The organism is Oceanivirga salmonicida, from assembly GCF_001517915.1.
Classification (GTDB): Bacteria; Fusobacteriota; Fusobacteriia; order Fusobacteriales; family Leptotrichiaceae; genus Oceanivirga; species Oceanivirga salmonicida.
This window is the reverse complement of record NZ_LOQI01000050.1, coordinates 1-12,626: the sequence shown is the minus strand read 5'-3', so window position 1 is coordinate 12,626 and position 12,626 is coordinate 1. Positions and strand designations below refer to the sequence as shown.

The window sequence follows — 12,626 nt, the reverse complement described above, 5'->3', positions numbered from 1 at the left end:
AATCATAGTTGGTCTCCTTACCTAATATCTATTTTATTCCATATAAATGGAACATAAGAATCAAATCCAGGTTCAACATTTTTTAATTTTTTATTAACTAAAAATATTTCTTCAGGATAATATACAGGAATAAATAAAGCTTCTTTATACATTTTTTCATAAATCTTGTCATAACCTTTTTGTATAATTTCTTTATCGTTTTGAGTTACTACATCTTCAATAATTCTTGTAAGTTCTTTATCATCCCAAGCTATGGCTAAATCATCTTTAGTTCCAGTAAATAAACTCAATAAAAATCCATGTGGATTCCACGAATCAGAATAAGTTCTATACATAATTAAATCATAATCTTTATCTTTCCATAATGAATCATAATAAGCATTTAATTCACGATTTTCTAATTTTAATTCTATTCCTACTTTTGAAAATTGTGATTGTATATATTCTGACATAACTTTCCATTCTGGATACTCATTATCAGAAAATACAAATTTAAAGCTTAATTTTTCACCATTTTTTTCTAATATACCTTCTGAATTTAATTTATAACCTGATTCATATAATAATTTCTTAGCTTCTTCCATATTAAAATCATACCATTTACTATTTTGGTTAGTTGTGTATGGAACATTTTCTTGAAATAGTGCTTTTGAAGGTTTTCCAATTCCATTCATAATATTATCCACTATTACTTTAGTATCTAATAACATATTCATAGCTTTTCTCACATTTATATCTTTTAATTTTTCATTTCTAAAATTAAATATTGTAAAATATGACATTGTTGAAGGAAAAGTTTTGACTTCAATTTCTTTATTTTTAGCTATTAATTCTAAACTATCAATAGAAACAATACTCATTGGACCACCTGTAATATCTATTTCTCCATTTTGCATAGCATATACTCTTGTTTGTGGATCAGGCAATACTATAAATTCTATTTTATCTACAATTGGTACTTCTCCCCAATAATTAGAATTTTTAATAAGAACTGCTTTTTGATCTTTTTTATATGATTCTATTACCCAAGGTCCTGTTCCTATTGATTTTACAAATTTCCCGTTTGGATCTCCAGCAGGTGAAACAGAATTTAAACTCATAATTCTTACAGGTCTTGGATATGAAAACTCAGTTAACATTGGATAATAACTTTCTTTAAAATTAAACGCTACTGTCATATCATCAATAATTTCAATATTTTCTAAATATTTTGCTATACTTATACTTTTCAATTTAGGATTATGAACCCATCTATCGAAAGAAAATTTAACTACTTTTGCATTAAGTGGTGTCCCATCAGTAAATGTTACTCCTTCTCTAATATGAAAAATATATCTTTTACCATTATTAGATATTTCCCAAGATTTTGCTAAAGCTGGTTCTATTTTCCCTTTATCTCCATATTTTACTAACCCTTCATATACCATAGCATTAGCTTGTATAAGTGTATTCCCTGTTAATATATTGTCAAAATTATCAAATCCAGGATCTGATGATAACGCTATTTTTATTACTTTTTCATATTTATTTACTTCTTCTTTTTTATTATTACAATTTATTGCAAAAATAAATAAAAGAAAAATTATAAATATATTTTTTAAATTTTTCATCATTTTTCCTCCCTATATAATTAATATAATACTTTTTTATTATGAGGATTACCTGTCATTATAGATTCAAATAAAAATTTGGTATATTTATTTTTTAATAATTTGGTATCCATTTTTAAAACTTCATCTATTATTTCACCACCCTTCATAACATAAAATCTATCTGAAACCCTTAATACAGATTCTAGATCATGTGTTATAAAAATAATTGAAAATTTATACTCATCTTTTAATTTTTTTACTAAATCAAGTATTTTATTTCTTATAATCAAATCTAAACTTGAAGTAAATTCATCAAGTATAAGTATTTTGGGTTTAGCTAATAAGGCTCTAGCTAAACATACTCTTTGGAGTTGCCCTCCTGATAAATGAATTCCTTTTTGATTTATATCAACATCATTTAATTCAACACTTTTTAAAATTTTTTCTATGTGTGATTTTTTCTCTAATAAATTTAAATTAAAAAAATTATTAAGTGGTTCTTCTAAAATTCTATAAATTGTATATTGTGGATCAACCGAAATAAAAGAATTTTGAAATACCATTTGAATATTTTGTCTATAATTTTTATTTTTAAACATATTTTTAAAACGTTTAATATTAAAATAATATTCATCACCACTTTTAGAATTTTCTAAACCTGAAATTATTCTGGCTAAGGTACTTTTACCACTTCCACTTTCCCCTATTATTGATACTATCTCATTTTCTTTTAAATTAAATGAAATACCATTTAAAATATTTTTTTTATTATAATCTTTATACAATTTTTCTATTTTTAATATTTCTTTTCCTTCATTTTTTTCTTCTTCATCTATTCTTTTTAAATTTATTAAATTTAAAAATTTTTTTGTATATTCATCTTTAGGATTATCATAAATTTCTTTTGTATTTCCTTCTTCAATAATTTTTCCTTCTTTTAAAATATAAACATAATCAGATATTTCCATAACTAAAGATAAATCATGTGTTATTAATAAAATACTCATATTTAACTCTTTTTGTAATTTTATAAGTTCTCTTATTATTAATGTTTGATTTATCATATCTAACGATGTAGTTGGTTCATCTGCAATTAATAAATCTGGTTTTTTAAGCATCATCATAGCTATCATTATACGTTGGCACATTCCGCCACTCAACTTATATGGATAACTATTTAATACTTCATCTATATCCAAAATTCCTACTTTTTCAAGTAATACTCTAACCTGATTATCTATTTTACCATTTATTGCTTCTTCTAACTGTTTATATATTTTCATACTTGGATTTAGTGCTTCTAAGGGATTTTGTGTAATTAAACCAATATGTTTTATTACAAGTTCTTTTGTTATATTTTCATTTAAAAATTTAATTTCACCCTTCTCATTATTTATATTTTCTGGAAGTTTTTTTAATATGCTTTTTATAAATAATGTTTTTCCACTTCCACTTTCTCCAATAATTGAAACTATTTTCCCCTTTTCAACATTGATAGAAATATTCTCCAATATTTTTTTATCATTTTTATTATTTTTTAAATATAATGATTTTACTTCTAAAATTTTATTCAAAATTAATCCTCCGAAATTAACAATTTTAAGCCTCTACTTAATAAATCAAAACTTAAAACTACTCCCAAAATACATAAACCTGGTCCCCACATCATATATGAGTGTGAGCCTATAAATGGTTTAGCTTCATTTAACATAATCCCCCATTCCGGTGTAGGCGGTGCAATTCCTAAACCAATAAATGATAATGCTGAAATGCTTAAAATAACATGTGATATATCTAATGCAGCTATTGATAAAACTGGACTTATTATATTAGGTAAAATATGTTTTAATATTATATCTAACTCTGAACTTCCAGAAATTTTTGCTGATTTTATAAAATCTAAATGCTTAATTTTTTTTGTATTTCCTCTTATTATTCTCGCGTATTTTACCCAACCTACTAATATTAATGAAAACAATAAATTTCCAAATCCTGGACCCCAATTGGCAAGTAAATATAAAGAAATAATGATTTGAGGAAAAGCCATTATTATCTCTATGAATCTACTAATAATTGTATCAAAAAAGCCACCAATATATCCTGATATTATTCCTAATGGTATACTTATCATCAAATTTATAAATACTACAAATAAACTACTAACTAGTGTTACCCTAGTTCCCAATATTAATCTTGATAATATATCCCGTCCTCTATTATCTGTACCCAAAATATATTCTTTACATGGATAAATTAATTTATTTTTAATATTCATTTGAAATGCATCATGCGGTGTTATAATTGGAGTAAAAATGGCTATTAAAAATATTATTGTTATTAACACTATACTTATCTTTAATTCTTTATTTAATTTCATAATCTCTCCTAAATGTTGGATCTACTAAATAATATATAAAATCTACTATAATATTTATAATCACAACTATTACAACAAATATGATTAAATATCCTTGTATTACTGGATAATCTTTTTTTAAAATAGAATCTATTATAAATTTACCTATTCCTGGATATCCATAAATACTTTCAATAATAAATGAACCTGCTAATAAACTAACAAAATTATGACCTATTAGTGTTATTGCTGGTATCATAGCATTTCTAAAAATATGTTTTAAAAATATTATATTACTCTTTACACCTTTTATTTGTGCAGTAAAAATATATTCTTTTTTTATAACAATTGAAAAACTATTTTCTAATATCAAAATATAAGCCGGTATCAATTGTAATGAAAGTACTATAGTGGGTAAAATTATACCCTTAATTCCTGTTGTATAAATTACAGGTAATAAGTTAAATTTTACAGATATAATATATAAAAGTAATAACGAAATCCAAAAACTAGGCATACATCCTAAAATAATAACAAAGAATTTTAAAGCCTTTGATAATTTATTATTGTGAATACTTATGTAATATCCTAATGGAATTGATAATATCATTGAAAATACTAAAGTTATTATACTTAATATTAAAGTATTGGGTATTCTAGATATAATTTCTGATAAAACTGATTTTCCTGAAAAATATGAAGTTCCAAAATCTAAACGCATGATATTTTTAATCCAATTTAAATATTGAATATATATTGGTGAATCTAATCCCAATTCTTTTTCTAAAAATTGTATAGCCTCTTTTGATCTTTCAGCTCCATTAAATCCTAATATATTATTGACTGGGTTCCCATGTGACATTCTAATTAATACAAAGCTTAATATTGATATTCCAAAAACAACAAAAATAAGTGCAAATATTTTCTTTATAAATATTTTTTTCATTTTTATATCCCTTCAAATAAAATACTTTGACTATCAAACTTTTTAGTATATTATACTACATTAAAATTTAATGTCAACAAAAATATACCTGACTAAATTTCAAATAAAAAAGTTAAGAATATATAAATTAACAATATTCTTAACTAATTAATTAAAATTTAATTCCATTATTTTCTATAAGTTCTTTATACCAAAAAAAACTATCTTTTTTATACCTTGAATACTTTTCACCTGTTTCTCCACTAAAATCTACATATATAAATCCATATCTTTTTTCATGACCTTGATGTGTTGAAATTAAATCTATTGCAGACCAAGGAGAATACCCTAAAATTTCTACTCCTTGTTCACATGCTTTAACAATATTTTCTACATGTTCTCTTAAATATTTTATTCTATAATCATCATGTACACTAAAATCCTTTTCTAATATATCTACAGCGCCTAATCCATTTTCAGTTATTAAAATCGGCAATTTATATCTGCTATAAACTTCATTAAGCGTAATCTCAAAACCTTTAGAATCTACTTGCCATTTGAACTCAGTAAAATCTAAATTAGGATTTATAACTGTTCTATAAAACCCTTTTTCCATCAATGGTATATCTAATTTTTCTATATTTTCATCATTTGATTTAGCATCGGTTTTTACAGTCATTGTACAATAATAATTTACTCCTATATAATCTGGTTTTGCATCTTTTAATATTTTTTTATCTTCATTTGAAATTTTTAAAACATATTTTTTATCTTTAATATATTTAAGAGCCATATGATTATATTCTCCATAAACATACATATCTAAATATAACCAATTTCTATGTACATTAGCATACATTGCCGCAAAATTATCTTCTGGAGAACAAGTTTCTGGATAAACATATGATATATTTATAGCTGGTCCTATTTTGGCTTTTTTTAGCATCTTATGACATAGATTAATAGCTCTCGCATTTGCCAAAAACATATTATGATTTTTTTGATAAAGATATTTATCTGTTTTTTCACCATTTATGCTTTGACTATGTAAAATCATCATATTTTGTTCATTAATAGTTAACCAGTATTTAACTCTATCCCCAAAATTTTCAAATAAGAGTTTTGAGTACTTTTCAAAAGCTAATACTGTTTCATTATTCAACCAACCACCTAGCTTTTCTAATTCATCTGGCAAATCAAAATGATATAAAGTAACTATAGGTTCTATATTATATTTTATCAATTCATCTATTAAATCAGAATAAAATTTTATACCTTTTTTATTTATTTTATTTTTACCATCAGGCATAATCCTAGACCATGAAATAGAAAATCTATACGCTTTTAATCCCAATTCTGACATTAATTTAACATCTTCTTTAAATCTATAATAATGATTTGATCCATCTTTAAAATTTTCATTTGTATAAAAAATCGTCTTAGTATCTTGTATACTCAATCCTTTTCCGTCAACATCATGTGCTCCTTCAAATTGATAAGCACTTGTAGATGCTGACCATAAAAATTCTTTTTTTAAACTCATTTTACATACCTCTATAATCTTCAATATTTATTAATTTAGCTGCCTCTTTATCACATAATACAGTAAAATTAGGATGTAATTTTAATATTGTTGCAGGTATTTTATTACTAATTGGTTCATCTAAAAATTTTTTTAATATTTCTGCTTTTTCGCTTCCATTAACTATCATTACTAAATGTTTTACTCTCATCAAACTTTTTGGTCCCATAGTTATTGAATATGGTTGAGTAGGTCTATCTAAATAAGTAGGGTTAGCTTTTTGTTTTTCTTTAAATTCTAAACAATATGTATAACTATCTAATGGTGTACAATTAGGGCAATTTCCACAAAAATGCCCATCATAACCTAAACCTATTACCATTACATCTATTCCACCAACTTGTTTTATTTCATCATCATAAACTTGCCAATTTTCTAATGTTGTTATATTTATTCTATCATTAGGTATATTAGCCGGTTTAAAAAACATTTCCTGCATTTCATCCCAATTTCCTCCATGCTTTTTATCTATATATGGAGAATCATCAAATAAATAATATTGTATATTTTTATATTCATATTTATCTTTAATTTCAGGTATCAATAATTCATATAATTTTTTAGGAGATCTTCCCGATGTTAAAGAAATATTTACTCTTTTATCTTGTTGCATAGCTCCTAATACAATATACATAGCACTTTTGGACATTTCTAAATTATTTTCTTTTATTATTAATTTCATATATACTTACTCTCCTTTTTTATTCTTTAACTTTTTGTTCTTCTTCATAGGCTATCATATCTTGTCTACGTATAAATGGGAAATATCCAAAAAAAGATATAAGAATAATAACTAATTGTAATATCGCTAATCTATAACCACCTGCTAAAAATCCAGAAATTATAGGTGGTGTTGTCCAAGGTGGATTTATTGCACCCATTAAAGGAACTATTCCTAAATCCATAGCAAAATATGATACTACTCCTGAAACTATAGGAACTCCTATAAATGGTATGAATAATAGTGTATTAAATACTATTGGTGTCCCAAATAATATTGGCTCATTTATATTAAATATAGCCGGTATTACAGCTAATTTACCTAAACTTTTAAATTGCTCAGATTTTGCAAAAAATAAAAAATATAATACTATTCCTATTGTTATACCAGAACCTGTTATTATTAATATTAAAGTTCTGAAATTAAATGTAACTATATGACCAGTAGTAGAATTTAATACTTTCCCCGCTTCTATAATAGCTTGATTTTCATTCATATTTGCTGTCAAAATACCTGCCATTATTCCACCTACTATTGATGCCCCATGAATACCGAACCACCATAAAAATGACATAAAAAATGCAATTAATATAACCCCACCTAACGAAGATGTCATTCCTTGTAAAGGTGTTTGTATAATATTATATATAAAATCAATAAAATTAGTATCTAAACTACTAAAAATTCCATAAATTATTGTCATTGTTGTTATTATAAATGCTCCAGGTATAACTGCTGCAAATGAATTTGCAACACCTTCTGGAACTGTATCAGGCATTTTTATTTTTATATTATGTAATATAAACCAAGTATATATTTTACCAGTAAATAGACCTATTATAATTGAGACTATCATTCCTCTTGCTCCAAGATAAGTCAAAGGAATAACTCCTTTTATTACTTCTTTTGATTCTGGAGCAATCTTTATAAAATCTATTAATAACACATAAGAGACTAGTGATAATATTGCACAAGGCAATGCATCCACTTTTTTATTTTTAGCATAATAATACGCTATTGATAAAGCTGCTACTAAGGCTAATATATTAAAAGTTGCATTAAATGCTTGTAATAAAATAACTCTTAATCCTATTTTATTTAACCAATCTTGAATTGAAATAATAGGAAAACTTGCTATCAATAAAAATATAGAACCTACTATTGTTATTGCCATTGTCGAGACAAATCCATTTTTTATGGCAATTATAGGATCCCATGATGCAAAAGACATCATTTTTGGTAAAATTTTTTCCTCTAAAAATTGTTTTTTCATATTTTTCCCTTTCATTTTTTTATCATTTCATTAATTCTAATGCTTTTTCTAAAACTTTATCTCCTCTAACCATTCCATAATCTATCATTTCAATAACATCTATTTTTTTCCCTTTAGATTCTGCTAATTCTTTAAAGGATTTTAATTGATATTTAATTTGTGGTCCTAATAAAATTACGTCCGCTTTAGAAAATTCATCTTCAAATCTATTAACTGCTATTGCCCAAATTTCAACATTAATTCCTCTTGATTTAGCTTCCTCTCGCATCTTATTAACTAATATACTAGTAGACATCCCACCAGAACAACAAAGCATTATTTTCATAATTTATCATCTCCCTATCTTATTTAATTTTTCATATAAATCCATAAAATATATTGCGCTATCTTTTATAATTGATGCCATGGTTAAATGATCTTGTGCATGAACCATAATAAGATTTAATTCTAAACTTTTTTCTTCACTAGTTTCTAATATTATTAAATTAGTTTGATAATCATGTGCCTTAATAAGATGTTTTTCAGCTTCTAAAAATAAATCTTTAGCTTTTTTTATATCTCCATTTTTAGCAAATTCTATTGCTTCAAATAAAAGTGATTTTGATGTCCCCGCACTTGCAATTATTTCCATTGCTCTCTCACAAATTTCTTCATATTTCATTTTTTTACCTTCCTTATTATTTCAATAAATTCTTCATAAGATTTTACTTTTATTATTTCATTTACTATATTTTCATTTTCTATGATTCTGCTTAATATTGTATATACTATTTCATTTTTATAATTTACATTATCTAAACATAAAAACAATACCAATTTAACCTTATTTTTATTCCATAGAATTGGTTTTTTTAATATATATACCCCTATAGCGTTTATATTTTGCAAACTATTCCTAGGATGTGGGATAGCAATTAAATCACCCATTTCTGTCATTCCTAATTTTTCTCTTTCAAGAAATTCTTTTTCAATTTTTGAATTCCCAACATTAAAATTTTCTTTTATTTTTAAAGACATATTTTTAATAGAAGTAATTTTATTGATATTTTTATCTTCTATTATAAAAAGTTTTTTGGGAAATATATTTTCTATAAAATTATTATCTATACTTAATATAGCTTCAATTCTTTTTATATCAGCACTATTTAAGAAATGATTTATTTTATAAACTGGTTTTTTGATATTAATATTTATATCAGTTAAAGTAAAAATAAAATCATATGTATCTAAATCAATATCATTTATTTCATTAAGGCTACAAGAATTTACAAAATTACAATATTTTGAAAATAAATTTTTATAGGTATGAATTAAAAATTTTGAAACTCCTTTACCTGTTGGACAAATAATTAATATATTTTTTTTATTATTCGTACTAATTTGATTAATCTTTTCTGATGTATTTAATATTAATGCAATATATCCTATTTCATCTTCTGAAATTTTTTTATTATATATTTTCTCTAAATAATTACATATATATTTTGCAATACTATATTCAAAAGCTAAATTTTGTTTTATTTCTTTTAACAATGGATTTTTAATTATTATATTAAATTTTATTCTTATGATTAGTGGTAATAAATGTATATATAAATTATCATATAAAATTTCATCATTATTTAAATTAATATTAAAAGTTAATTTTATATAAAAATATATATCTTTTATCAAATTATTAATATTTTCTACATTTTTATTCTTATAATTTTTATAATTTAAACTCTCATTTGTAAAAAATCTAATAACTAAATATTTTAAATCATTTTCATTAAATCTAATATTTAAATTAAATTTGGAAATAATTAAATTTAAATATGTTTTTATTACTTGTTCTTTTTCAACAAAGAAATCTTCATAAGATTCTATTAATTCTATTTTCTTATTATCTAAAATTCTATATAAAACAACAAAAGTTGCTAAAATAAAATTTTGAAAATACACATCTGAAATTTTTACATTATTTTCTTTAAAAAATTGATTTGTAAATTCTCCTATTTCTTCTATACCAATACCATTAATATTACCAATTGTCTTATTTTCATTTATTCTATTTTCTAAAACATCTATTAATAAATTTCTTTTACTAAATTCTTTTCCAGATAATTTAATACCATAATATGGTTTTCTTAATATATTTAAACTGTATTTCTTTACAATTTCTTCAACTTTTTTCATGTCCTTAGATAATGTCTTTGTCGATACATATATATCTTTACTTATTTGTTCTAATTTATTATACTTATCAGTTTTTAATAATAAATACAACAAATACTGAACTCTTTCATTACTTGAATTAGGCATTTCTTTATTTTTATTTGAAAATAAATCATTTTCATCCAACATATTTCCTTTCAGCATAAATCCACATTTAGGCTTAGAAATTATACAAGTTCCTTTTTTCTGAAGTAAACTATTTAATTCTTTTATATATTTTCTTGATGTTCTATCTGATATTTGTAATAATTCTGCTATTTCTTTTGCTGTATGATAAGTTCCATCATTTAAAATACTATAAATTTTATAAATCATTTAATTATCTCCCTCTTTCCTTTAATCAATTTTAACTTGAATTAATTTAATTTCAACAACCTATTTTTCAAGTTATATAAATAAAATATATTCTCCCAAATCTAAATACAAGTATTTTAATTGTAAAAATAAAAATAATATTAAAAGGAACTACTCCTAATAATATTAGAAATAATTCCTTTCTTAAAATAAATTAATTTAATTTCTTGATTAAGAAAAAATCAAATCAACTAATTCATCTAATTCAATTAAACCAAAATAAGATTTTAAATCAAATTTTAATAATTCATTATAAACATCTTCTCTTTGCATTTTAGTACCAACTAATGCTTTTTCTATATCTGCTATATCTGCTCTTCCAAAAAAATCTCCATATATACGACAGGCTGATATACGACCTTTTTCTATTTCTAAATGAATATCTATTGTACCACCTTTAAATCTAGCATCTCTATGATAACTATACTGTGGAGAGTTTCCATAATTCCATTCCCAATTTTTGTATTTTTCATCAGCTAATTTCTCAATACCTATCCAATCTTGTTCTGTTAATTCATATCTTTTAGCCTCATTTATTGATTTAATTCCTAAAAGTCTACAAACCATTTCATTTTTAAATTCTTCTACTGTTATATTCTTATATTCATCTGATAAATATTCTCTAATTGAGCCAACACGACTTCTAACAGATTTTATTCCTTTAGATTCAATTTTTTTTATATTTGGACTTAATACTTTTTCCATAGCATCATAATTAACATCTAAAAGAAGTGAATATCCACCATACACTCTATTATTAACAATAGTCATAGCCGCACCCGATATTTTTTTACCTTCTATAGTCAGGTCATTTCTCCCTGACATTATAGCTTCCGTTGCTCCTAAACTGTGTAGTGCCTCTAATGCAGGTTTATAAGTTCTTTTAAAATCTCCAAAAACACCATTATCATTTATTAAATAACAAATATTAACTGATCCTGAATCAACATATATTGCTCCTCCACCTGTGTCTCTTCTAACAACAGGAATATTATTTTCTTTTAAATATTCTTGATTAGTTTCAACAAGTGCATTTTGATATTTACCAATTTCTACTTTTGAATCACAATAATACGGGAATAATATATCATCGTCTAAAAATATATTTTTTTGAACATAAACTTGCATTGCTAATGCAATTGCCCCATCTGTAATACGTTTCCCATTTTTTATAGGTTCTATAAGGTACATCTACTCTCCTCCTTTAATTTTTATAGCTTCAGCTATTAATGTTGAAATATCTTGTGTCAATTCAATATTTCTATTTCTTATTGATAAGGGCACACGATAACTTTTATGATTTAATGTTACAAGTATTGCATCAGGATTTTCTGATACAAATTTCCAAAAAGGATGTTTTATAAATTGTGGAGTTGTATAACCAACCCCTATTTCAAGATACATAACTTTTCCTTTATTGTGATCTTTCAAAAATTTTTTATACAATTTTTTTTGAATATGAAATTGCTCATCTTCAACCATTCCTTTTTTTTCATTTCTTTTATTTACTTCTAAAGGTGATTTACATTTTGGACAATAAGGAATCAGATAACTAGGTATTGGTGCTGGTATGTCTAGTGCTGATGGATTTACATATATTGGTACT

At 23.9% G+C, this 12,626-nt stretch carries 12 protein-coding genes; all 12 read right to left on the bottom strand.

Annotation, left to right across the window (positions count from 1 at the left end; genetic code table 11):
- Positions 1-17 precede the first annotated feature (17 nt).
- Entirely contained in the window at positions 18-1,613 is a 1,596-nt protein-coding gene (locus AWT72_RS06365; protein ID WP_082680576.1) for an ABC transporter substrate-binding protein, read from the bottom strand.
- 17 nt (positions 1,614-1,630) lie between these two features.
- Positions 1,631-3,166: an ABC transporter ATP-binding protein gene (locus AWT72_RS06360; RefSeq protein WP_067142531.1), complete on the bottom strand. Its 1,536-nt coding sequence runs from the start codon at positions 3,164-3,166 to the stop codon at positions 1,631-1,633.
- 2 nt (positions 3,167-3,168) lie between these two features.
- The gene (locus AWT72_RS06355) at positions 3,169-3,969 is read right to left on the bottom strand and encodes an ABC transporter permease (RefSeq protein ID WP_067142528.1); all 801 of its coding nucleotides are present in this window, start codon (positions 3,967-3,969) and stop codon (positions 3,169-3,171) included.
- Positions 3,956-4,894, bottom strand: a complete 939-nt coding sequence (locus tag AWT72_RS06350) for an ABC transporter permease (protein ID WP_067142525.1) — start codon at positions 4,892-4,894, stop codon at positions 3,956-3,958. The genes AWT72_RS06355 and AWT72_RS06350 overlap by 14 nt, the downstream gene beginning before the upstream one ends.
- 151 nt (positions 4,895-5,045) lie before the next feature.
- Complete coding sequence (locus AWT72_RS06345; RefSeq protein WP_067142523.1) at positions 5,046-6,416, bottom strand: glycoside hydrolase family 1 protein; 1,371 nt, start codon at positions 6,414-6,416, stop codon at positions 5,046-5,048.
- Between the two features lies 1 nt (position 6,417).
- The gene (locus tag AWT72_RS06340) at positions 6,418-7,137 is read right to left on the bottom strand and encodes a 6-phosphogluconolactonase (RefSeq protein WP_067142521.1); all 720 of its coding nucleotides are present in this window, start codon (positions 7,135-7,137) and stop codon (positions 6,418-6,420) included.
- Between the two features lie 19 nt (positions 7,138-7,156).
- A complete protein-coding gene (locus tag AWT72_RS06335) occupies positions 7,157-8,449 on the bottom strand; it encodes a PTS sugar transporter subunit IIC (RefSeq protein WP_067142518.1) in 1,293 nt (430 codons plus the stop codon).
- 22 nt (positions 8,450-8,471) lie between these two features.
- Positions 8,472-8,774: a PTS sugar transporter subunit IIB gene (locus AWT72_RS06330; RefSeq protein WP_306765430.1), complete on the bottom strand. Its 303-nt coding sequence runs from the start codon at positions 8,772-8,774 to the stop codon at positions 8,472-8,474.
- A 6-nt stretch (positions 8,775-8,780) separates the two neighbouring features.
- Positions 8,781-9,110 (bottom strand): PTS lactose/cellobiose transporter subunit IIA, encoded by a 330-nt coding sequence (locus AWT72_RS06325; protein ID WP_067142511.1) that lies wholly within the window; start codon positions 9,108-9,110, stop codon positions 8,781-8,783.
- The gene (locus AWT72_RS06320) at positions 9,107-10,981 is read right to left on the bottom strand and encodes a BglG family transcription antiterminator (RefSeq protein ID WP_067142508.1); all 1,875 of its coding nucleotides are present in this window, start codon (positions 10,979-10,981) and stop codon (positions 9,107-9,109) included. Before AWT72_RS06320 ends, AWT72_RS06325 begins: the two co-directional genes overlap by 4 nt.
- Before the next feature lie 210 nt (positions 10,982-11,191).
- The gene (gene lplA / locus AWT72_RS06315) at positions 11,192-12,211 is read right to left on the bottom strand and encodes a lipoate--protein ligase (RefSeq protein WP_067142505.1); all 1,020 of its coding nucleotides are present in this window, start codon (positions 12,209-12,211) and stop codon (positions 11,192-11,194) included.
- The coding region (locus AWT72_RS09700; RefSeq protein WP_197407624.1) for an SIR2 family NAD-dependent protein deacylase at positions 12,212-12,626 on the bottom strand (415 nt) is incomplete at its 5' end.